This window comes from Actinoplanes sp. NPDC023936 (assembly GCF_040639325.1).
GTDB lineage: Bacteria > Actinomycetota > Actinomycetes > Mycobacteriales > Micromonosporaceae > Actinoplanes.
Genome location: NZ_JBEZZR010000003.1, coordinates 54,041 through 76,533, shown reverse-complemented (window position 1 = coordinate 76,533; position 22,493 = coordinate 54,041). Strand labels below are relative to the sequence as shown.

Below are 22,493 nucleotides of genomic sequence, written 5' to 3'. Positions count from 1 at the left end.
GGACGGGTGGTCCCGGCAGGTGCCGGGACCACCCATGAAATCACGCGTTGTAGCTGTTGAGGAACGCCAGCAGGTCGTTGTTGAGCTGCTCCTTGTGGGTGTCGGTGATGCCGTGCGGCCCACCGGCGTACACCTTGAGCTCGGCGCCCTTGACCAGCGCGGCCGATGCCTTGCCGCCGACCTCGAACGGGACGACCTGGTCGTCGTCGCCGTGGATGACCAGCGTCGGCACGTCGAACTTGGCGAGGTCGCCGCGGAAGTCGGTGGCCGAGAACGCGGCGATCGACTCGTAGGCGTTGCGGTGCCCGGACGCCATGCCCTGCAGCCAGAACGCGTCACGCGGGCCCTGGGCGATGGTGACGCCGTCCCGGTTGTTGCCGAAGAACGGGCCGTCGGCGAGGTCCTTGTACAGCTGCGAGCGGTCCGCGAGGGAACCGGCGCGCAGGCCGTCGAACACGTCGATCGGCACGCCACCCGGGTTGTCGTCGGTCTTCAGCATGAGCGGGGGCACCGCGGAGACCAGCACGGCCTGCGCGACCCGGGCGGTGCCGTAGTTGCCGATGTACCGGGTGATCTCGCCGCCACCGGTGGAGAAGCCGACCAGCGTGACGTCCCGCAGGTCCAGGTGGTCGATCACGGCGGCCAGGTCCGCGGCGTACGTGTCCATCTCGTTGCCGTGCCAGGTCTGCGTCGACTTGCCGTGGCCGCGGCGGTCGTGCGCGATGACCCGGTAGCCGTTCTCGGCCAGGAACAGCTGCTGGGCCTCCCAGCTGTCCGAGTTCAGCGGCCAGCCGTGGCTGAGCACGACCGGGCGGCCGGTGCCCCAGTCCTTGTAGAAGATCTGGGTGCCGTCGGAGGTCGTGACGAAGCTCATGGGGATCCTTTCGATGGGCGGCGGCGCCGCCTGTTACCAGAGATCCCATCAGCCCGCGACGCGCGGAACCAGGCAGGAAAATACGCAGAAGTCGGGTTACTGCATGAGAAGCGTGCGGGCCAGCTCGACTCCCTTGCGGAAGTGCGTCTCCTCCAGCAGCTCCAGGGCCCGGATCAGATCGGCCCGTGCCTCCTCCGGCTCGCCCAGCGCGCCCCGGGCCCGGCCCAGCGTGAGGTGGACCTGCCCGACCAGGCTGTTGTCCCCGGTCTGCCGGACCATCGGCAGCGCCAGCTCGGCCTCGCGCCGCGCCTCCGGCCAGCGTCCCAGGTCGGCGAGGACCTCCGCGGCGAACGTGTGCGCGCCGGCCCGGGCGCTCGCCGCCGGCCGGGGCGAGACCGGCCGGACGTCCAGCTCGCGGATCGTCGCCGCGAACATCTCCAGGGCCTCCTCGCGCCGGCCCATCGCGGCCAGCAGCAGGCCCAGGCCCTGGAAGTGCTGCACGTACGCGTCGTGGTCGTCGGCGTCGGCGGCCAGTCGCTGCGCCCGCTGGTACAGCGGCAGGGCCCGGTCCAGCTGCCCGGCGAACCGCGACGCGGTCCCGGCGTAGGTCAGCGCCCAGGCCTGCTCCTTCACGTCACCGATCGCGGCCGCCAGCTCGTACGCGGCCATCGCGATGTCGGCGCCCTCCTCCGGCCGGCGCGCCGCGTGGGTGGCCGCCCAGGAGTGGTAGTTCAGGTGGGTGACCTCCTGGTGCCGGTCGGGCAGCTCGGCGGCGGCGGCGCGGGACAGGCCGTACACCTCGTACCAGCCCTCCCAGAAGACCATCGAGTCGGAGAACCAGTGCAGCGCCTCGGCCACGTCGACGACCAGCTGGTGCGCGCCGTCCGCGGCCGCCTGCCGCAGCGCGCCGAGCCAGTTGTCCGCCTCGGCCTGCAGCCACTCGGCGGCCTCCTTCTCGGTGGCGAGCGGGACCAGGCCGTCGTAGTCGTCGGGACGGCTGCCGTAGCCCGGCTCGAACCAGCGACCAGCCACGATCGCGGTCTCCAGCAGCCACCGGGTGAGGCGCTGGTCGGTCTCGGCGCGGACACCGGGCGGCTCCTCGATGCGGAGGCGCTGCGCCGCGAAGAGCCGGATCAGGTCGTGGAAGCGGTAGCGCACCCAGGCGTCCGGCTCGGGCGTCAGCAGGCCGAGCTCGACCAGCTCCTCCAACCCGTCGACGGCGTCGTCCGGCCCGATCCCGGCGAGCATCGCCGCGATCTCCGGGGAGAAGCAGACACCCGGCACGTGCGCGAGGCGCCGGAACAGGGTCCGCGCCGGCGCGGAGAGCTGGGCGTGCGACAGGGCGAACGCGGTCGCCACCCCGGTGTCGCCGAGCGAGAGCAGCGCGAGCCGGCGGTCCGCGTCGGCGAGCCGGGTCACCAGGTGATCGACCGTCCACGCGGGCCGGGTGGCGAGGCGGGTGCCGGCGATCCGCAGCGCGAGCGGGAGGTGGCCGCAGAGCTCGGCGACCTGGCCGACGCCGGGGCCGACCGCCTGGGCGGCGATGGTGCCGAGCAGTTCCGCCGACTCGGCCGCCGCGAACGGCGGCAGCGGGATCCGGAGCACGCCTTCCAGCCCGCCGAGCACCCGGCGGCTGGTCACCACGGCACACCCGGCGCCGTCACCGGGCAGCAGGGGGCGTACCTGGGCCTCGCCGGCGGCGTTGTCCAGCACCAGCAGGCAGCGGCGGTCGCGCAGCACGGACCGCAGCTGGCTGGAGCGTTCCTCGTCGGTCTCGGCGATCCGGCGCGGGCTCATCTCGAGGGCCCGCAGCAGCCGGACCAGGGCCTCGCCGACCGTCATCGGCTCGGGGTCGGTGCCCCGCAGGTCGAGGTAGAACCGCCCGTCCGGGAACCTCTCGGCCAGGTCACCGGCGACCCGCAGGGCGAACGCGGTCTTGCCGAGGCCGGGCTGCCCGTGCACCACCACGACCGGCGCCGGGCCCCGGCCGTCGCCGCCGGACAGATGCCGGCGGACGGAGTCCAGCTCGTCGGCGCGGCCGACGAAGTCCGCCACCGCGCGCGGCAGCTCGCAGACCCGCGGCCGGCCGGCGGTGTTGCGGACCCGCTGCTCCTGGGCCGCGTCCTCCAGGACGGCCAGCCGGTCCTCGCCCAGGCCCAGGCCTTTCGCCAGCGCCACGAGGGTACGGGTCTGCGGCGCCCGGCTGTGCCCGCGCTCCATGTCGCTGATCGCCCGGCCGCTCACCCCGGACGCCTCGGCGAGCTGCTCGATGGTCAGGCCGGCGGACCGGCGGAGGGAACGGAGGGAGGCACCGAACGACGACACGGCACCAGTGAACCAGACGGGATCACGAAGGGGCGTGCAGTGTGATCGTCGTCCAGATCCCCACGTGCACCTGGTCGCCGTCCTTGAGGGTGCGGCTCTGCCCGGCGGTCAGCGGGGTGTCCTCGGCGTTCAGGTATGTCCCGTTCGTCGACCCGAGGTCGGAGACCAGCCACTGCCCGTCGATCGTGAGGGTGAGCAGGGCGTGGTTGTGCGAGACGCCGGGGTCGCCGGTGAGGTCGAGGTCGGGCGCGGTGCCGTGGGACGAGCTGCGGCGACCGATCCGGACCTGCGGTGCCGGCAGCGTCACGGTCTGCGCCGGCGCGTCCTGCGGGAACGTCACGCCGTCGACCTCGTTGGCGTCGAAGTACACAGGGTCGGCGAAGATGGTCGCGGTCCACGCGGCGGGCGGCGTGGCGTCGAGCGCCGGGAGGCGGCCGGTGTCGTGGTCGTACCCGCAGTCCTCGCAGAAGCGGGCGCTGCCGCCGCGCGGCGCGCCGCAGTGCGGGCAGGTCTCCGCGATCTCCGCGCCGGGCGTCGCCGCCGGCCCGGCGACCGGCACGGCTGCCGGCTCGGCGCCGGTGATCTTCACCCCGCAGGTGTCGCAGAAGTCGCTCTCCGCCGATTGATGACCCTTCGGGCAGGTGTACGACGTCACTGCGCCCGCCCCACCCGGACCGTCTTGGTGGAGCGGGTGTCCAGCGCCATCTCGTCCTCCGCGTTGACCTTCCGCCGGAGCCGGACCGTCCCCGTCGCCGGGTCCTCGATCTCGACCACCTTCGCGAGCAGGTCCGAGGTGGCCGTGTTACCGCTGACGTGGGCGAGCTGGGCGGCCCGCCCGAACTTCAGCGTGGCGGTCCGGTCGTCCCCGGACTCGCGGGCGGCCAGGCCCTCCTGGATGGCGGACGCGAGCTCGGCCTGCCCGGTGTAGTGCGCCACCTGCCGGTTGATCCGGGTGGAGAGCGCGGTGTCGTCGGTCCAGACGGCCCGGACCAGCGCCTTGGCGTGCACGGTGTCGCCCTCGACGACCGACACCCGGGCGGCCAGCATCTCGTCGCCGGCCGCTCCCGGCGTCACCTGAACGCAGACGTGGTAGTCCCGGCTCTCCTGGCCCCAGGCGCCCAGCGGGTACCGCCCGGCGCGCGGCCCGTCCTCGACCCGTTTGCCGGTCAGGTCGGTGACCTGTGGTTCGACCTGTTTGACGAACCGGACCGTGGTGTTCACCGGCGTCCAGATCTTGAGCTGCACGTCGGCGCTGGTCTTGCCCATCGCGGTCGTCATCATCTGCTGGAACGCGGCGGTCAGCTCGATCGGCCGGGCCACGATGTCCACCGTACCCAGCATCGCCGTAGCGATCTTGCGGAGCTCGGAGACCTTCCAGTTGGTGCCGACGCCCCGGCAGTCCACGGTGAACCGCCCGGTGATCGACTCCAGGACCTGTTCCAGATATCCGTACCGTTCCCCGTTGTCGCCGTCGGTCAGCAGGATGGCGTGCGCGATGTCGCCCTGACGCTGGGCGAACAGCTGCGCGGCGAGCAGCAGCCACGCGCCCATCGCCGTGCCGCCGCTGGCCTGCAGGCGGTCGATCGACCGGGACGCGGCCGCGCGGGTCTCCGGCGACGCGACGGCGAGCCGGCCCGGCTCCGGGAAGAGCTGCTGGGCCGTGCTCACCCCGGCGATGATCGCGAAGTGGACGCCGTCGTCGATGCACTCCACGGCGGCCTTCGCGGCCTGCCGGGCGGCGCCGATCCGCCCCTCGGCCTGCATCGATCCGGACGCGTCCACGATGATGATCTCGGTGGCCCCGGCGGTGCGGACGCCGCCCGTGGCGCCGGTCGACGTGACAGTGACGATCGCGTTGACCTCGCTCGCGCCCAGGGCGAGGTACTCGTTCTGGAACGCCTCAGCGGTGTACGACACTCGAACTCCTCAGATTTCCTCGGCGGCGGGCGAGTCGGCGGCGGGCGAGACAGCGGCGTGTGGTTCTGCGGCGGGCGAGTCGGTGGCGGGCGGGGCCGGCGCGTGAACCGGGACCAGGGCGACCGTGATGTTGTCCGAGCCGCCGGCCCGGTTCGCGAACGAGACGAGCGCCCGCGCGGCCTCCAGCAGCGACCTGCCGGCCACGCACTCCCGGACCGTCGCGGCGAACGCCGCCGGGTCGGGCAGGTAGTTCCAGAGCCCGTCGCTGCAGAGCACCAGCAACCCGTCCCGTGTCGCGGTGAACGCGCCCACCCGCGGCATGATCGGCCCGGCGTCCGCGCCCAGCCAGGCGGTGATCGCGTGCGCCCGCGGGTCGTCCATCGCCTCGATCGGGTCGGCGCCCAGCTTCACCATGTGGGCCGCCCACGAGTCGTCCTCGGTGAGCTGCTCGGCGGGGCCGTCCGCGTTCAGCCAGTAGACGCGGCTGTCACCCACCCACCCGAACCCGACGTGCGGCCCGCGCACCGCCGCGGCCACGATCGTGCAGGCCGGGTTGGACGCGGCCCGCCGCGGGTCCCCGGTGTGCGCGAGCGACACGACCGCCTCGGCCGCGCCGGCGATGGCAGCCGCGACGACCCCGGCGATCGCGACGGCCGGCGAGGCATCCCCGCCCGCACCCTGCTCCCCGGCCTCGGGCTTCGCCTCACCGACACCCACCATGGGGGACATGTCTGATTTGTCGTCCGGCGACAGCAGCGCCGCGAGCTCCCCGGCGTCCGTGTCCCTATCCGCCGCGTCGCTCTGCGGATGCTGAGCGGCGGCCAGCAGTTCCCCCGCCGTGCGCGCCGCGATGTCCGACGCCGCGTCCGGGTCGTAGGACGCGGACACCCCGTCACAGACCACCACGTCGGCGGCCGCCGCACCGACGGCCAGCCACATGGCGTCCTCGTTGCGGTGATGCCGCCGCCCGCGGTCGCTCACCGCGGCGGCCATCGCACCACCGTCCGCCTCGATGTGATCCCGCGGCCGACCGGCCAGCATGCCGCACTCCTCGCAGTACCCGTCCGCGCCGACCGTCCGGGCAGCCCCGCAGTGCGGGCACGCCCGCCGGCGCGCGGACGACGGATCAGGATCGTCGCCCGCTCCCAGCCTGCCGCCGGGGCCGTCCGCACCGGTAGGGGCCGAACCCCCGATTTCCAGCGCCCGCCCGCACTCCTCGCAGAACGCCGCCCCGGCGTCCCGCTCGTCACCGCATGCGGCGCAATCCACCACGATCATCGTTGCCTCTTTCACGTCCGCGTCCGGGGCCGGGCCGCGTTGGCCTGGTCGACGAGGCGGATCTTCTCCGGGCCGTGTGCGGCCCGGGCCATCTCCCGGTACGCGGTCTCCAGCGCGAACCGCACATCCCGTTCGCCGGCGAACCCGGGGCCGGGCCGCCCGAGCACCGCGACCGGCACCGCGGTGCCCCGGCCCAGCGCGCTCAGCGCCTGTTCCAGGAGCTCCGCGCGGAGCGCCGCCAGCTGGGCGGCCTCCATCGTGAGCCGGTCGATCAGCTGCGCGGCGGTGGTCAGCGCGTCCACGTCGACGGCGGCCGACGGGTGCGCCCGGACCAGCGCGCGGATCGCGCCGACCTGGGAGCCGGAGAACGCCGACGACGTGCCCGGCACCCGGTTGTACGCCTCCACCGCCCCGGCCCGGTCCCCGGCGGCCAGCCGGCAGCGCGCCAGCCCGGCGGCGGCAGTGGTGTACGCCGGATCGGTCCGGCTCACCACGTCGTAGTGCTCGCAGGCGGCGTCGGAGTCCCCGGCCAGCTCGGCGGTGAACCCGAGCGCCAGCTGCGGCGCCAGTTCGCCGGGCAGCGCCGACCAGACCGCGTCGAACCGGGACCGGGCCTGGACGTGGTCGCCGGTGGCGAGCGCGAGCAGGCCGTCGTACCAGGCGACCCGCCAGTCCGCGCCGGCCGACTCGGCGAGCAGCGCCCGGAACGTGGCGGCCTCGGTGAACCGGCCGGTACGCGCGCCGAGGTCGATGTGCGCCCGCAGCTCCCGCAGCCGCACCTCCAGGGTGTACTGGGGCGACTTGCCGAGCAGCGTGAGCACCTCGGCGGGGTCGGTCACGGTGACCGAGGCGAGGAAGGCCGCGGCCGGGTCGCCGAGGTCGATCAGCGGGGTGGGCAGATCCTGCCAGCGCACGCCGTCCGAGTGCGGGTCGGTGCGCATCTCGCCGGTGAACAGCCGGGACGGCGCCGGCCGGGGCTCGCCGCCGGCCGCGAGGACCTGGCGCAGCACGCCGAGCATCTGGTCGGCCATCTCGGCGGCGTCCTCGAACCGCTCGGCCGGGTCGGTCCGGGTGGCCCGGTCGATCAGCCGGTAGAACGACTCGTGCCGCATGTAGACGTCGAACGAGCCGCGGTCCGGCAGGCTCTCCTTGAACGTGCTCTGGTAGCCCCGGAAGTCGGTGGTCAGAACCGCGAGGGTACGGCCGATCGTGTACAGATCCGAGGCGATGGACGGCCCGGCGACGGCCATCTCGGGCGCCTGGTACCCCACGGTCCCGTAGATCGCGGCTTCCTGGTCGTCGACGTGCACGACGCCGCCGAGGTCGATGAGCCGCATCTGGTCGCCGGACTGGATCACGTTGTCCGGCTTGAAGTCGCAGAAGATCAGTCCCCGGTCGTGCAGGTAGCCGAACGCCGGCATGATCTCCAGGACGTACGCCAGCGCCTGGTCGACCGGCAGCGGCGCGGAGGCCGCCTTGAGCAAGTCCTTGAGGGACTTGCCGCCGACGTACTCCATCACGATGTACCCGGCGCCGTCGTGCTCCACGAAGTTGTAGATCTTGACGATGTTCGGGTGCTCGACCTCGGCCAGGAACCGGCGCTCGGCGACAGCGGCGGCGAGCGCGTCCTCGTCACCGGAGTTCAGCAGGCCCTTGAGCACCACCCAGCGGTCCGAGACGTTCTTGTCGACGGCCAGGTAGATCCAGCCGAGACCGCCGTGGGCGAGCGGGCCGGCCACCTCGTACTGGCCGGCGACCAGGTCGCCCTTGACGAGTTTCGGGGTGAAGTTGAACGGCTCGCCGCAGGAGGCGCAGAACCCGGAGGTACGGCCGGGACGATCACCGCGGCTGCGGCCGACAGCGGTGCCGCACTTCGCGCAGTACCGTTTCGGCTCCGGCACCTCGCCGGCCACCATCACGGCGCTCGCCGGGTCGGCCTGGACCAGCGGCGCGATCTCGACGAGCCCGCCGCCGAAGCGCCGCCGGGACTGGGCGCGCGAGCTGCTCCGGCTGCCGCCGGTGCGGGTGGAGAGCGCCGACGAGGACGACCGCAGCGAGACCGACCCGTTCACGCGGGGCCGCGGAGTGGTCGGTTCGGAGAACGGAGCGGCTGCCGGGGCGGGGGAGGAGACCGGAGCGGCGGCCGGAGCGGCGGCCGGGGCCGGGGACGTGGCGCGGGTCGCGGCCGGGGCCATGCCGCACGTGTCGCAGTACCCGTCCTCGATCGTGCCGGGACAGTTCCGCTGGCATCTGGTCACCGGGCATCCCTCGCAGCGATCGTGGTGGACAGCGCCTCCTGGTACGCGCCGACGGCCGCCCGCGCCGCGTTCAGGTCGCAGGGCGCCTGGTAGAGCGCGGTCCGGGCGGCGTCGGCGAGCGGCGTCAGCGTGGCGTCCTCACCGAGGCCGCGGCGCAGCGCCTTCGCCCGGTACGCGTCCAGCCGCCCCCGCAACTCGTTGCGTTCCGCCAGCAGCCCGGCGTTGTGCGCGGCTGCGGCGCGCAGAGCGGCCAGGCGCTCGGTGGCCCGGCGGTTCCACCGTGTGAGCCGCGGCGCGATCAGTGGCCACTGCCCGGCGGTCGCGAGCGCGTCGATCGCGGTCAGCTCGGTGCGCGGGTCCTCACCCCGTACCCCGGCAAGGGTGTGCCCGGGGAAACGCCCGGCCGCAGCCGTCCGCGCGGCGTCCGCCGCCCGGGCGGCGGTCTCGATCTCGGCACAGAGCTGCTTCGCGTCCCGCAGCCGCTGCTCCAGCCAGCTGCGCAGCTCGGCGGCGGAGGTCCGCTCCGCGTCGGCGCGGGCGATCAGCTCCCGCGCCCGGTCCAGCACCGCGGGATCGGCGCTGAGCGGGTCGGAGGCGAGGGTGCCGGTGAACGCGCCGAGCAGGCGATCCGCGTCGTCCAGCAGCACGCTCGCGCTCAGCGCGCGGGCGTGGGCGAGCGCGGCCGCGGCGTCGGCGGCGCCGGGCAGAAGCGTGCGCCACCGCTCGCCCGCGGTGGCGACCACGTCGACCGCGGTGGCGAACGCGGCCTCCATCACGGCGAGCAGATCGGCGGGGGAGCAGACCGTGCTGACCTGGCCGGCGCCGAGCAGCCCGCGCTGCGCGAGCGGAACCGTGCTGGTGGAGAGCGTGATCGAGCCGCCGAGCACCAGCCGGGTGTAGGCCTGCGCGTCCACCCGGCGCTGTCCGCGCAGCGCCCGAGCCTGCGCGATCACCTCACCGAGCTGGCGGTGACCCTGCCAGAGCCGGGCCAGGGCGTCCTCGGCGTCCGCCCACGCGGTCGCGGTCCGGCCGGTCAGCGCGGTGCCGCTCAGCTCCTTGCGGTCCGGGTTCTCGTCGAGCTCGACGAGGTTCGCGGCCATCGCCGTGACGGCGTTCTCCAGGCGCTCGAGCTCGGTGTCGGCCCGGGTCAGTGCGGGGTCGGTCATCGGTATCGCGCCGCCGGTGGCTGCGGCGCCGGGCCCAGCGTGCCCAGCCATCGGTCGTAGATGGTCTTCCAGGTGCCGTCCCGGCGGCTCCGCTCCAGGACCGCGTTGACGAACCGGGTGAGATCGGGGTGTTTCTTCGAGACGGCGACAGCGTACGGCTCCTCGGTGAACCGGCGTCCGACGACCTTGGCGAACGGATCCTGCGCGGCCAGGCCGGCGAGGATCGTGTCGTCGGTGGAGATCGCCGCGACCTCGTTCTGCTGGAACGCGACGAGGCACTCCCCCCAGCCGTTGCGGGCCACCGGGACCGGGTCCGGCGCGGCATTCTCCAGGTTCTGCAGGGAGGTGGAGCCGACCGCGGCGCAGACCTTCTGTTTCGCGAGGTCCTCCAGGCCGTCCACCTCGGAGTCCTTGGCGACCAGCAGTTTCTGCCCGGTCTCCAGGTAGACCGTGGAGAAGTCGACCTCCTGCCAGCGCGCGCAGTTCGCGGTCATCGTGTTGATCACCAGGTCGACCACGTCCGGCTGGCCGTCCTCGCCGGTCAGCACCGCGGTGCGGTCGGCGTGCGGGATCACCTTGATCTGCAGCTTCTCCGGATCGCCGAAGATCGCCGCGGCGATCAGCCGGCCCATGTCGATGTCGAAGCCCTCGACCCGGCCGGTGAACGGGTTGCGCGAGCTGAACAGCGGGCTGTCCTGGCTGGTGCCGACGACCAGCCGGCCGCGTTTCTGGATCGCCGCGAGGTAGCCGCCGGCCGGCATCTTCCCCGGCGCGGGCAGGGCGCCGGTGGGCCGGAGGCTGGCCCGCGCGTCGCATGCCGCTGTCCCGGGCGCGGCCTGCGTCGTGGTCGCGGTGGGCGGGGGCGGCGCGGGCGTGGCGTCCGGATCCGCCGGGTCCGTGCACCCGGCGGCGGCCAGGATCATGGCCAGGCCCGCGGCGACGGCGATCCGGGTACGCGTCAGCGGCGCTCTCCGTCGCATCACCGGTACTCCTCCAGACGGGCGCGCAGTCCCAGCGCCGCCAGCACGCAGACCGTCAGCGCGAGCAGCGGAGCGAGCAGTGTCAGCGCGCCGAGACCGCGCCCGGCGTGCTGGATCTCGGCCTCGAAGATCGCCCGGCGTGCGGTGAGGGCCTGGTCCAGGGTGTCGGTGAGCGCCGTGAACGCGTCGGTGGCCTCCCGCCCGACGGCCAGTTTCACGGCGGCGTCGTAATCGCCGTTGTCGTCCAGCTCCCGGACCTTCTCGTGCAGCCGCAGATAGGCGTCGTGCCGTGCGCGGGCCTGGTGCATCAGCGCCGCCTCGGTGAGCAGCTCCCGGTCGTCGAAGGTGAGCCGGGCCTGCGCCGCCTGGAAGTCGTCCTCGTGCGCGTCGTCGCCGGCCCGCGCCGCCAGGGTCAGCGCCTCCGAGGCCCGCTCCCGCAACGCCAGGATGCGCCGCTCGGCGAGCGCGGTCACCGGCGCCGAGCCGTCCTCGTCGGCCGCCCGCAGATGGTCACGCTGCAACGCGAACAGCACGCCGGTGGCGGCCACCAGCAGCACGGTCAGCCCGGTCGCGGCGACCAGTGGCACGTTGAACGTGCGGCGGGTGGCGTGGCTCAGGTAGATCTGCGTGCCCACCAGCGCGAGGGTCAGCGCGACGACCAGGACCAGCAGCAGGATCAGCCACCAGGAGCTGCGTGCCTGCTCGTAGCCCGCGTCCAGCTCCCGGCTCGCGAACTGGAACAGGGCCTGCGCCTGCGGCTGCAGCGTCTGCTGGTTCAGCTCCGACGCGGTGGTCAGGTAGGACGCGCCGACCGGCAGGCCCTGCCGGTTGGCGCCGCGCGCGGTGGCGACGAGCGCGGCGTAGCGGGTGGTCCCGGCCGCGAGGGCGTGCACCGCCTCGGCCGCGGCACTTCCCTCGGGGGTACGCCGGGAGGCCGCCGTGAGAGCCGTGGTCGCCTGGGCGAGGCGTTGCTCGTACCTCCGGGTCAGCTCTTGCGGCTCCAAGCCGCCGGCGAGAAACGCCTGCGCGGCGATGGTGTCCGCCTCGGCCAGGGCGGAGTAGACCGTCTCCGCCTCGGCGAGCAGCGGCTGGGCCCGGTCGCGCAGGTCCGCGGTGCCGCCCGCGGCGGACTGCGCGGTGACCCCGGCGACCAGGCCGGTCAGCGCGCCGAGCACCAGCAGGACGACGAGCAGCAGTTGCAGGCGGCCGGGCGAGGTGTGCCGGAGCTGACCGACCCGGCGCAGGACTCCACGGCCGCCCTCCACGGGGCGTTGCGCCAGTGCTGTGGTCAAGCGGACCTCCGTAACATCCACCCTCCACTGTGCGACACCGGCGCAACCTCGCGTTACTTGAGTTCGCGCTTGAGCAGCTTCCCGGTCGCGGTCATCGGGAGCGAGTCGACGATGCTCACCACGCGCGGGTACTTGTAGCTCGCCATCTGCTCCTTGCTCCAGGCCACGATCTCCTCCTCGGTGGCCGACGCGCCCGGCTTGAGGATCACGAACGCCTTGACCTCCTCGCCGTGGCTGGGGTGCGGCACGCCGATCACCGCGGCCAGGGAGACCGCCTCGTGGGTGAGCAGAACCTCCTCGATCTCCCGCGGGTAGACGTTGAAGCCACCCCGGATGATCATGTCCTTGGCCCGGTCGACGATGTAGTAGAAGCCGTCCTTGTCGCGGCGGGCCAGGTCGCCGGTGCGGAACCAGCCGTTCTTCATCACCTCGGCGGTCGCCTCGGGGCGGTTGTAGTACCCCCGCATGATGTTGTGGCCGCGGATCGCGATCTCACCGATCTCGTCGACGCCGTCGATGGTGTTCCACTCCGCGTCGATCAGCTTCACCTCGACACCCCAGATCGGGATGCCGATCGAGCCGGGCCGGGGATCGCTGTTCGGGTCGCTGAACGTGGCGACCGGCGACGTCTCGGAGAGGCCGTAGCCCTCCAGGATCGTCACGCCGAACCGCTCCTTGACCGCCTTGATGATCTCCACGGGGAGGCTGGATCCGCCGGAGACCGCGACCCGCATGTTGGCCGCGATGCGTTCGACGTCCACGTTCTCCTTCAGCGCGTTCAGCAGGCCCCAGTACATCGTCGGCACTCCGGCGAAGAACGTCACGTTCTCGCTCTGCAGGAGCTTGACCGCCGCGTCGGCGTCGAATCGCGGCAGCAGCACCAGCGTCGAGGCGGTGGCGAAACCGGCGTTCATGTTGACCGTGCTGCCGAACGAGTGGAACAGCGGGAGCACCAGCAGGTGCGTGTCGGTGGCGGGCTGCGTGCCGAAGAGGCGGTTGCAGGTCAGCGCGTTGAGCACCAGGTTCGAGTGGGAGAGCTCGGCGCCCTTGGCCTGCCCGGTGGTGCCGCTGGTGTAGAGGATGACCGCGGGATCGGTCTCGGCGCGCTGCACCGTCTCGAAGACCGGGCTCCGGCCGGCCAGAGCCTGCCCGAGCGTCTCGGCGCCCTCGACCGTCGAGGCGGCCGCCGGGTCGGCGGTGATCAGGAAGAAGTGCTCGGCGCCCTCGGACTCCTGGAAACCGGCCCAGCCCTCGGCGCCCATCGGCAGCTCCGGGGTGCCCTGGAAGCAGAAGTACGCCTTCGCGTCCGAGTCCTTCAGGTGGTAGGCGATCTCCCGGCCCTTGAGCAGCACGTTCAGCGGGACGACCACCGCGCCGGCCTTCAGGATCCCGTAGTAGACGATCGGGAAGTACGGCAGGTTGGGGCAGGAGAGCGCCACCTTGTCGCCGGGTCGGATGCCCCGGGCGGCGAGCAGGCCGGCGACCTGGTTGGCCGCGGCGTTCACCTGCGCATACGTCAGCCGCTGCGGGCCGAGCACCACGGCGGCGCGGTCCGGGTGGTGGCGTGCGCTGTCCTCCAGGAGTACGGAGAGGTTGAGCATCCGGTGGATCCTTTGCATCAGTCTGTGACGGCGGTCTCATCTGAACACGGCTTCACCGCGATGAGGAACCCTCCGTTTCGACTTTGTTTCCTCCTCTTTCCTCCGGCTGCTTTCTCAACTGTCCTCCGTCGCTGCCGATGGCCTCGACGTGGGAATCCCGACGTTGGACGCCGTGCACGTAGGCCGTCAGCCGATCTTCGACGCGAACGGCGTCGTGGCGGCTTACGAGCTGCTCTTCCGCGGTCGCATGGACGCCGTCGAGTCGGGGCGGCAGGACACCTACGCCACCAGCACGGTGATGGTGAACGCGTTCACCGAGTTCGGCATCGCCGAGGTGGCCGGCAACCGGCCGTGCTTCATCAACCTCACCCGCGAGTTCGTGACCGGGCGCCTGCCCCTGCCGTTCGGCCCCGAACAGGTCGTCCTGGAGATCCTGGAAACCGTCGAGATCGACGACGAGGTGATCGCCGGGATCACCGCGCTCGCCGAGGCCGGGTACCGGATCGCCCTCGACGACTTCGTCTGGGGTTCCGGGCACGAGCAGCTGCTCGGCATCGCCTCGTACGTGAAACTCGACCTCCTCGACGGTGACCTGAGCGACCTCGACCGGCTCGTCGCCGAGATCCGGCGTCACCCCGGCCTGCAGATCGTCGCCGAACGCCTGGAGACCGCCGAACAGGTCGCCATCGCCGACCGCTACGGCATGGAACTGCGCCAGGGGTACGCGTTGAGCCGTCCCCAGGTCCTCAGCACACCCAGCCTCTCCCCGTCCCGGATGCGCCGCCTCGAGCTGGTGGCCGCCCTGATGCACCCCGACGTGCGCCTCGACAAGGTCACCTCGATCATCGCGAGCGACCCGGCCCTGGCCATGCGCGTCCTGCGGGTCAGCAACTCGGTGGCGGCCGGCGTCGTCAGCCGCATCTCCTCGGTCCGCCAGGCGATCATGCTGATCGGCCTGACCCACATCCGCCGCTGGGCCACCCTGATGGTCGTCGACGACGTCGGCGAGGCCCCGGAGGAGCAGTTGCTGACCGCGCTCACCCAGGCCCGCCTCTGCGAGACCCTGGCGCCCCGCTTCGGCGCCGACCCGGCCGCCGCGTTCGTGGCCGGTCTGATCAACGGCATGGCCGAGCTGATGGCGATGACGCCGGCCGCCATGGTGGAGCAGCTGCCCCTGTCGGAGGACGTGTCGGACGCGCTGACCACGGGCGCGGGCCGCCTCGGCGAGGTGCTGTGCGCGGTCCGCGCGTACGGCGACGGCGAGGTTGTCGCGGGCGACCTGGCCGGCCCGTTCCTGGACGCGATGCGCTGGTCGACGAGGACGTTGTCAGCGGCGCAGCGCTTCACGCCGGTGACGGCGGTGCCGCGTCCGTGAGCGTGGCGCCGCGTCCGTGAGCGTGGCGCCGCGTCCGTGACCGTGGCGCCGCGTCCGTGAGCGTGGCGCCGCGCCCGTGACCGCGCGGCGGCGCCGCGTTTGTGGCTGTGGTGGCGGCACCGCGCCCGTGACCGTGTGGCGGCACCGCTCCCGTGACCGTGTGGCGACGCCGCGTTCGTGGCTGTGTGGCGGCGCCGCGCCTGCTCCCGTGAGCGCCCACTTCCCGGAGTTCGCCCGCTTGATTGAGCCCTCCCGCACCACGCGCAGGTGCACAAAACGGACGCCAGCCGGTTTCGGAAGCCTGGTCGGCGCACGGTGTCACGGAGGGCGACTGATTTCGCGGAGCGCGACGGGGTTTGCGTCATTCTGCGGGGCGCGGAGCGTCCACGGATTTCCGCTAAGCCGCTGGTTGCCCAGTAATCGAGACACTCAGCGTGACGACAGCGGTTGACCGCGAAGCTGCGCAGCAGGCTCACCGTGGCCCCCAAAGGACACACGGCAACAAATATCTCAAAACAGCTTTTTCGCGTAGTTTCCCTGCGAAGATCAACTGCGGTCCTGTGATCGACAGCGGGGGAAGTGACCGAAGTGCGGAGCGACGAAGACGGCGGCACGCCAGTAATCAGCCAAAGAGAAAGCTCGACGGCATTGCCAGGCGCACGCCGAGCCGAAGCGCCGCCAGGCCACGAGCCGGACCAGCCGGCAGCCCGGGTCATCCCGTCGGCGGCTCAAGCCATGCCGCCGGCAGCTCAAGCCGCCCTGCCGGCAGCTCAAGCCGCCCTGCCGGCAGCTCAAGCCACCCTGCCGGCAGCCCACACCAACCTGCCCGGGGCACAAGGCAACCTGCCTGAGGCACAAGGCAACCTGCCCGGGGCACAAGGCATCCCGCCAGGGGCACAAGGCATCCGGGAAGCAGCTCAAGCGGCGCCACGCGCAGCTCGAACCGTGTCGGCCGCCGCCGGAGGCGCACCCGCCGATCAAGCAGCTGCCACGGGCGCTGCTCAGGCGCGTCCCGTGAACGCCCCTGCGACCCCCGCCATCCCGGGAGCCGCGGGAGCCATCCGCCCGTACCGCTCGGTTCCGGGCACGGCCTGGATGGCAGGCCCGACCCGGGCGGTGTCGGGCACGACAGGCCCGACCTCGGAGATCCCGGCCCCGGCGGTCCCGAGCGCCGCAGGCCCGGCCCCGGGCGTCCCGAGCGCGGCCGGGTCGATCCCGGCGATTCCGAGTGCGGCCCGCTCGACCGAGGACCTCGGCGTCACCGCACGCCCGCAGAACACCGGCCTCCAGCGCGCCACGATCCGATTGGACAGCGCAGCCCTCAACCGTGCCCCGAAACGGCCGGACAGGACCGCAACCACCCGGCTCCCCGCACTGTCGCTCACGCCCGATCTAGAGGAGAAGGCCCATCACCTCCCCCTGGAACTGGTCCGCCGCGACATCGCCGGAGATCACCCCGGCCTCCCGCTGATGCTGCGCCTCCGGGTGCTCGACGAGAACTCCGGCGATCCGGTGACCGGCGCGGTCATCGACATCCGGCACTGCGACGCGCTCGCGCGAACCCAGGTCCGAGGCGCGCAACTGACCGACAAGAACGGTTACGCCGAGTTCCGCACCGTCCATCCCGGATGGCACCCGGACGAACCCGTGCACATCGCCGTCGAGGTGCACGTAGGCGGTTACCTGGCCGGCGGCCGTTCGGTCGCGCACACCGGCCGCCTCGGGTTCCCCGAGTCGCTGACGGCCGAGGTGGCCCAGCTGGCGCCGTACCGGGGGATCCGCACCCCGCGAGCGGTGAGCCGGGAGCACGCAGGCACGCTCACCGTCGTACCCCGGGACCGTTTCCACCTCGCGTCCGGCCTGCTGGCGTCGATCGTCGTCGCGGTGACCCGCTGACCGCTGCGGTGCTCGGCGTGCCACATCAGCCCCGCAGATAGGCGAGAACGGCGCGGACCCGGCGGTGATCGTCGGAGTCCGGCGGCAGGTCGAGCTTGGAGAGCAGGCTGCCGATGTGCTTGGCGACGGCCGCCTCGGTGACGACGAGCGTGCGGGCGATCGCCGCGTTCGAGCGCCCCTCGGCCATCAGCGCGAGCACTTCGCGTTCCCTGCCGGTGAGCCGGTGCAGCGGGTCACGGCGCCGCCCGAGCAGCTGCCGGACGACCTCGGGGTCGACGACGGTCCGCCCGGCCGCGACCGCCTGCAGCGCGTCGACGAACTCGGTCACCTCGCCGATCCGGTCCTTGAGCAGGTATCCGACTCCAGCGGCGTGCCCGGAGTCGAGCAACTCGGCCGCGTAGGTCTGCTCGACGTACTGACTGAGCACCAGCACCGCCAGCTCCGGATCGGCAGCGCGCAGGGTGATGGCCGCCTGCAGCCCCTCGTCACTGAACCCGGGTGGCATCCGCACATCGGTGACGACGACGTCCGGCTGATGCTTGCCGACCGCTTCGACGAGTTCGTCCGCGTCGCCGACCGCGGCGACGACGTCGTGCCCGAAGCGTCGCAGCATCCCGGCGACACCCTCCCGCACGATCAGCCCGTCCTCCGCGATGACGACGCGCAAACCGGTCATGAGCGCTCCTCTCCGAGCTTCGAGGCGAGACCGTGGACAGGCTGCGGCTGGGCGCGGGGAGACGCACGAGCCTGCGAGGGTACGGGTGATGGCCCGGCACCCGGCCCGTCCGCGGGCAGGGGAATCTCGGCTCGTAGCACCGTGGGCCCACCGGGCGGGCTGGAGACCGTCACCGCACCGTCCAGGACCGCCACCCGGTCGGCCAGCCCGACCAGTCCCGAACCGGAGCCCGGATCGGCCCCGCCGCGCCCATCGTCCCGTACCTGAAGAATCAGCTGTTCCCGCTCCAGCCAGGCGGAGACCACGGCACGCGACGCTCGGCTGTGCTTGGACACGTTGGTGAGCGCCTCCACGGTGACGAAGTACGCCGTCACCTCCACGGCGGGCGGCAACCGGCCGGGCAGCGCGAAGTCGAGCTCGACGGGCAGCGGCGCTGTCGACGCGACCTCACCGACGGCGGCCTCCAGGCCCCGGCCGGTGAGCACCTGCGGGTGCACGCCCCGGACCAGCTCGCGCAGCTCGGTCAGCGCCTGTTTGGCCAGCTCGTGGGCGGCAGCGACGGACTCGCCCGCCGGTGAGTCGGGAGGCAGCTCGAGACGGGCGAGGCCGAGTTGCATGCTGAGCGCGACGAGCCGCTGCTGGGCGCCGTCGTGCAGGTCGCGCTCGATCCGGCGGCGTTCCACCTCGAAGGCGTCGACCAGGCGGGCCCGGGAGCGGGTGACCTCGACGAGGCGCTCGTCGGTGCGCGGCTCGAGCAGGGCGCGGGCCATCGCGGCGCGAGCGCCGGCCCAGGCGGTCACCGGATAGGCCAGGACAATCGTCAGCGGGATCCCGGCCAGGGTGAACAGCATCGTGTTGTACAGGGGCTCGTCGCTGATGAAATACGGCGCGCCGAGCGTGGCCAGCACCGTGTAGCCGACGCCGCCGAGGACGAGCGCGTCCATCCAGCACAACAGTCCCGCGGAGAGCGCCGCGTAACCCAGCTCCCGCCAGGTCACCTCTTCCCGCAGGCGCACCCCGAGCCAGGCACGCAGGCCCGGCTCGGCGATCGGATGGTGCGGATCGGGGATCTCGGTGAAGTCGACGAGCCGCAGCCGCCATCGCTCCACGCGCGCCACCACGATCCCGGAGAGGACCGTGGCCACGAACCCGGCGACGCCCACCACCAGCACGGACAGCAGTGTCCCGGCGACCAGGAGGGCGAGCACCGCGAGGATGGTGGCCCAGCCGACCAGCGCGCCGCCCAATAGATAGGCCAAGGACCGCCACGGCCACGCCGACCGCAGGAACACGGTCGGCCGCAGCGTGAGCGACTCGAGTGCGTTGCGGACCGGCATGCCACGCAACGCTACCGACCGCAGGCGGCATTGTCGGTAGTGCAGGCTATACCTCGGAAAGTACCCCCTGCGTGAATGCGCTCGACCGCGCGGCCGAGCAAGCTCGACGGCATGACGACGAACTCCACCCACGCTGTCGAACTCACGGCGGTGACCAGGAGATATGGCGCTGGCGAGCGGGCCGTGACCGCCCTGGACGCCATCGACGCCACCTTCCGCGCCGGCACGTTCACCGCGGTGATGGGCCCCTCCGGATCCGGCAAGTCCACATTGCTGCATTGCGCCGCCGGCCTGGACCGCGTCACGTCCGGTGACGTGAGCATCGACGGGATGACGGTGACCGGCCTGAGCGAGCGGGCCCTGACCCGGCTGCGCCGCGACCGCGTCGGGTTCGTGTTCCAGGCGTTCAATCTGGTCCCCGCGCTGACCGCCGCGCAGAATGTCGCGTTGCCGCTGCGCCTGGCCGGCCGGCGTCCGGCAGCGGGTGAGGTGACCGCTGCTCTCGCCGAGGTCGGCCTGGCCGGTCGGGCCGGTCACCGGCCGTCCGAGCTCTCCGGCGGTCAGCAGCAGCGGGTGGCGATCGCCCGTGCGCTCGTCACGCGCCCGGCCGTGCTGTTCGCGGACGAGCCGACCGGAGCGCTCGACGCCACCTCGGGCGCCGAGGTGCTGCGCCTGCTGCGATCCGCGGTGGACCGGCACGGCCGCACCGTCGTGATGGTCACCCACGATCCCTATGCCGCGGCCCACGCCGACCGGGTGCTGTTCCTGGCCGACGGCCGGGTGGTCGACGAGCTGACCGGCCCGGCGGACGCGGAGGTCATCGCGGTCCGCACCGCTCGCCTGGAGTCCGCCCACCGCACCGGCCCCGGTCATGGCGACGGCGCTGCTCACGGCAGCACCTCGGGTCATGGCACCGGCTCCGGTCACGGTGCCGGCTCGAGCCACGGTGCCGGCTGGGGTCACGGTGCCGGCTCGGGTCACGGTGCCGGCTGGGGTCACGGCAACGGCTTCGGTCCGCGCACCGGTGAGGTGGCGCGATGAGCGCGGCCTGGGCGACGGTCCGGCACCGGTTCGCGAGTTTCGCGGGCACGTTCGTCGCTGTCGCGCTGGGCGTGGCGATCCTGGCCGCGGCGGGGACGCTGCAGCTCAGCTCCCGCCCACAGGCTCCGGTCCGGCTGGCGAGCTCGCCGGTGCTGGTGCAGCCGCCGTCGACCGGGACGAACGACTACGGCGAGCCGGAACGCCCGGCGTGGACCGCTGACGAGGCGACGGCGCTGGCCGGCGAGCTGTCCGCTCTGCCGGGTGTCGAGGCCGCCGTCCCGGATCCGTCCTTCTACGTCCAGCGGGTGCGGGGCGGCAGCGCGGTGGACGACCCGGACGCCGCCCGGTCGGACGGGCACGCCTGGTCGTCGGCGGTTCTCGGCGGCTACCGGATCGAGCGCGGCCGGGCCCCGGCGAGAACGGGTGAGGTCGCGATGGCGGGCGCCGAGCCGGGTGAGCGGATCGAGGTGCTCACGGCCCGGGGACCGGAGACCTGGACGGTCACCGGGACCGTGATAGACAACGGCCACTTCACCGGCGCGGGTTCGATGGCCGGATACTTCGTGGCGGATGCCGATGCTCTCGGGCGGGCTTCCGGCGTAGGGCTGATCGGTCTGACCCTGACCGGCAGCGAAGAGCAGGTGGCGGCAGCGGCGCAAGCGCTGATCGGGTCGGCCGGCAGCGTTCTGACCGGATCTGATCGTGATCAGTTGGAGCCGGCCAGCGTCAGCCGGATCCGGTGGATCGGCGCGCAGTTGCTGATCGCGCTCGTCACGCTGGGCGCGTTCGCGACGATCTTCGTGGTCTCCTCGACGTGTGCGCTGAGCGCCGCCCAACGGCGGCGCGAGCTGGGACTTCTGCGCGCGGTCGGTGCGACTCCGGGCCAGGTGCGCCGGATGATGTATGCGGAAACCACCCTGATCGCCCTGGCCGCCGGTGTCGTCGGCGCCCCGCTCGGTGCGCTCGGCGCGCCGCTGCTGGCCGGGCCGATGGTCGAGACCGGTCTTGAACCGGCCGGCTTCACGGCGACCCAGCAGCCCCTGGCGATGGCCGGCGCCGCTCTCGTCGGTGTTCTCGCCGCGCTGGCCGGCGTGATCGTGGCAGCCCGCCGGGCTTCCATGATTCCGCCGCTCGACGCGCTGCGGGAAGCCGCCGTCGATCCCCGTCCGATGCCGGTGTCCCGGTGGGCGGCCGGCCTGCTGAGCGCGGCGGGCGGCGGCGCGCTGCTCGCGGTGATGCCGTCCCTGCCCGACGAGGTGAAGACCACTGCCGGCCTGGGCGCCGCGATGCTGCTGATCACCGCCGGCGCGATGCTGTCTCCGGTGCTGATCGGCCCGCTGGTGCGGGTGGTCGCGGCGCCGTGGCGGCGGTCGGCGACCGGCATGCTGGTTCGCGAGGGAACGCTGACCGGGGTGCGCCGGGTCGCCTCCACTGCCGCGCCCGTGCTCGCCACCGTCGGGTTGACGGTTCTGCTCACCGGCTTGATCGCGACGATCGAGGTGGCGGCCGGCATCGATGAGGCAGCGGAGTACCCGGCGGCCGACCTGCTGGTTCCCAACGGCACGCCGGGGCTCTCCGAGGCTGCGGTCGCGGCCCAGCGCGGTTCGTCCCGCCTGGAGACGCGCGTTCTGATCACCATGGGCGCCACCACGACCGGGTACGACGCGGTGGGTCTCACCCAGGCCGGGGAGCGCGCCGCAGGCGTCGCCGACGATGCCGCGGGCTCAGCGGCGGACGTCCCGAGCCAGGCCGGGGCCGTCGTGCTGAATCCGGAGACCGCCTCCGAGCTGGGCGTAACGGCGGGTCGCACGCTCGCCCTGCGCCTGGCCGACGGCACCCGTGCCGAGCTGCCGGTCGGTGCCGTCGACCCGGAGGCCGAGGCGCCCGTCGTGCTGCCCCGCGAGCTCGTCCGCGTCCACGACCCGGACGCTCTCACCAGCCTGGTCGTCCTGGACGGGCCGGGGACGGCAGCGCCCGGGGGAGAGGTGTTGCCAGTCGCGGAATACGTGCAGCGGGAGGTCGACGAGGAGAGCCAGCTGGTGGACCTGTTCCTGTGGGCGCTGATCGGTCTGAGCGCCGGGTACACCGGCATCGCGGTCGGCAACACCCTGCTGATGGCGACCGCTGCCCGCCGCGCCGAGCTGCGGGTGCTGCGGCTGGCCGGCGCCGGTCGCGGCCAGGTGCTCGGGGTGCTCTCCGTGGAGGCGCTGCTCGCGGTCGGCGTCGGGGCCGTCCTCGGTGCCGCGGTCGCGGGCCTCTCCATGATCGGGGTCCGCGCGGCTCTCGAGTCCGAGCTGGGGCACGACATCGCGCTGGTCATCCCCTGGGGCGCCGGAACCGCGGTGACCGTCGGATGCGCCGTCGTCGCTGTCCTGGCCACCGCCGTCCCGGCGCTGCGCCACGCGCGGGCCGCGTGATGACGGCCCGTCAGTCAGGCCGCCGGTCGGCGGGTCCGCGCCCGGGCGTGATTCTCAGCC

The 22,493-nt window shown here is 73.0% G+C and carries 15 protein-coding genes and 1 pseudogene; 4 read left to right on the top strand and 12 right to left on the bottom strand.

Annotated features, from left to right (window positions below; all coding sequences use genetic code 11):
- Nucleotides 1-40: 40 nt before the first annotated feature.
- The 10 genes from AB0F72_RS04865 to AB0F72_RS04820 form a co-directional block, all read right to left on the bottom strand.
- Entirely contained in the window at nucleotides 41-874 is an 834-nt protein-coding gene (locus AB0F72_RS04865; protein ID WP_360425242.1) for an alpha/beta hydrolase, read from the bottom strand.
- A gap of 96 nt (nucleotides 875-970) precedes the next feature.
- The gene (locus AB0F72_RS04860; RefSeq protein ID WP_360425239.1) at nucleotides 971-3,199 is read right to left on the bottom strand and encodes a tetratricopeptide repeat protein; all 2,229 of its coding nucleotides are present in this window, start codon (nucleotides 3,197-3,199) and stop codon (nucleotides 971-973) included.
- A 22-nt stretch (nucleotides 3,200-3,221) separates the two neighbouring features.
- Nucleotides 3,222-3,854 carry an FHA domain-containing protein gene (locus tag AB0F72_RS04855; RefSeq protein ID WP_360425236.1) on the bottom strand — a complete coding sequence of 211 codons (633 nt, stop codon included), beginning with the start codon at nucleotides 3,852-3,854 and terminating at the stop codon, nucleotides 3,222-3,224.
- On the bottom strand, nucleotides 3,851-5,116 hold the full coding sequence (locus AB0F72_RS04850; RefSeq protein ID WP_360425234.1) for a VWA domain-containing protein: 1,266 nt from the start codon (nucleotides 5,114-5,116) through the stop codon (nucleotides 3,851-3,853). Before AB0F72_RS04850 ends, AB0F72_RS04855 begins: the two co-directional genes overlap by 4 nt.
- A gap of 9 nt (nucleotides 5,117-5,125) precedes the next feature.
- Nucleotides 5,126-6,394, bottom strand: a complete 1,269-nt coding sequence (locus AB0F72_RS04845; protein ID WP_360425231.1) for a PP2C family serine/threonine-protein phosphatase — start codon at nucleotides 6,392-6,394, stop codon at nucleotides 5,126-5,128.
- A gap of 11 nt (nucleotides 6,395-6,405) precedes the next feature.
- The gene (locus tag AB0F72_RS04840) at nucleotides 6,406-8,652 is read right to left on the bottom strand and encodes a tetratricopeptide repeat protein (protein ID WP_360425228.1); all 2,247 of its coding nucleotides are present in this window, start codon (nucleotides 8,650-8,652) and stop codon (nucleotides 6,406-6,408) included.
- The gene (locus tag AB0F72_RS04835) at nucleotides 8,649-9,818 is read right to left on the bottom strand and encodes a hypothetical protein (RefSeq protein WP_360425226.1); all 1,170 of its coding nucleotides are present in this window, start codon (nucleotides 9,816-9,818) and stop codon (nucleotides 8,649-8,651) included. The genes AB0F72_RS04840 and AB0F72_RS04835 overlap by 4 nt, the downstream gene beginning before the upstream one ends.
- A complete protein-coding gene (locus AB0F72_RS04830) occupies nucleotides 9,815-10,798 on the bottom strand; it encodes a glutamate ABC transporter substrate-binding protein (RefSeq protein ID WP_360426026.1) in 984 nt (327 codons plus the stop codon). Before AB0F72_RS04830 ends, AB0F72_RS04835 begins: the two co-directional genes overlap by 4 nt.
- Nucleotides 10,798-12,090, bottom strand: a complete 1,293-nt coding sequence (locus AB0F72_RS04825) for a hypothetical protein (RefSeq protein WP_360425224.1) — start codon at nucleotides 12,088-12,090, stop codon at nucleotides 10,798-10,800. The genes AB0F72_RS04830 and AB0F72_RS04825 overlap by 1 nt, the downstream gene beginning before the upstream one ends.
- Before the next feature lie 53 nt (nucleotides 12,091-12,143).
- A complete protein-coding gene (locus AB0F72_RS04820) occupies nucleotides 12,144-13,691 on the bottom strand; it encodes a long-chain fatty acid--CoA ligase (protein WP_360425221.1) in 1,548 nt (515 codons plus the stop codon).
- Between the two features lie 172 nt (nucleotides 13,692-13,863).
- Here AB0F72_RS04820 and AB0F72_RS04815 point away from each other — a divergent pair, with 172 nt between their 5' ends.
- Both AB0F72_RS04815 and AB0F72_RS04810 read left to right on the top strand, forming a co-directional pair.
- Nucleotides 13,864-15,066 carry an HDOD domain-containing protein gene (locus AB0F72_RS04815; protein WP_360425218.1) on the top strand — a complete coding sequence of 401 codons (1,203 nt, stop codon included), beginning with the start codon at nucleotides 13,864-13,866 and terminating at the stop codon, nucleotides 15,064-15,066.
- Between the two features lie 1,014 nt (nucleotides 15,067-16,080).
- A complete protein-coding gene (locus tag AB0F72_RS04810; RefSeq protein WP_360425216.1) occupies nucleotides 16,081-16,962 on the top strand; it encodes a hypothetical protein in 882 nt (293 codons plus the stop codon).
- Between the two features lie 25 nt (nucleotides 16,963-16,987).
- On the opposite strand, the gene AB0F72_RS04805 is transcribed toward AB0F72_RS04810, so the two are convergent.
- A complete protein-coding gene (locus tag AB0F72_RS04805; protein WP_360425213.1) occupies nucleotides 16,988-17,638 on the bottom strand; it encodes a response regulator transcription factor in 651 nt (216 codons plus the stop codon).
- Nucleotides 17,635-18,975 (bottom strand): sensor histidine kinase, encoded by a 1,341-nt coding sequence (locus AB0F72_RS04800; protein WP_360425211.1) that lies wholly within the window; start codon nucleotides 18,973-18,975, stop codon nucleotides 17,635-17,637. The genes AB0F72_RS04805 and AB0F72_RS04800 overlap by 4 nt, the downstream gene beginning before the upstream one ends.
- Nucleotides 18,976-19,086: 111 nt before the next feature.
- Between AB0F72_RS04800 and AB0F72_RS04795 the strand changes: the two are divergent.
- Both AB0F72_RS04795 and AB0F72_RS04790 read left to right on the top strand, forming a co-directional pair.
- Nucleotides 19,087-19,806 (top strand): annotated as a pseudogene (locus AB0F72_RS04795) (ABC transporter ATP-binding protein); the annotation flags it as partial.
- Nucleotides 19,807-20,012: 206 nt separating this feature from the next.
- Entirely contained in the window at nucleotides 20,013-22,433 is a 2,421-nt protein-coding gene (locus tag AB0F72_RS04790) for an FtsX-like permease family protein (protein WP_360425208.1), read from the top strand.
- Nucleotides 22,434-22,493 lie beyond the last annotated feature (60 nt).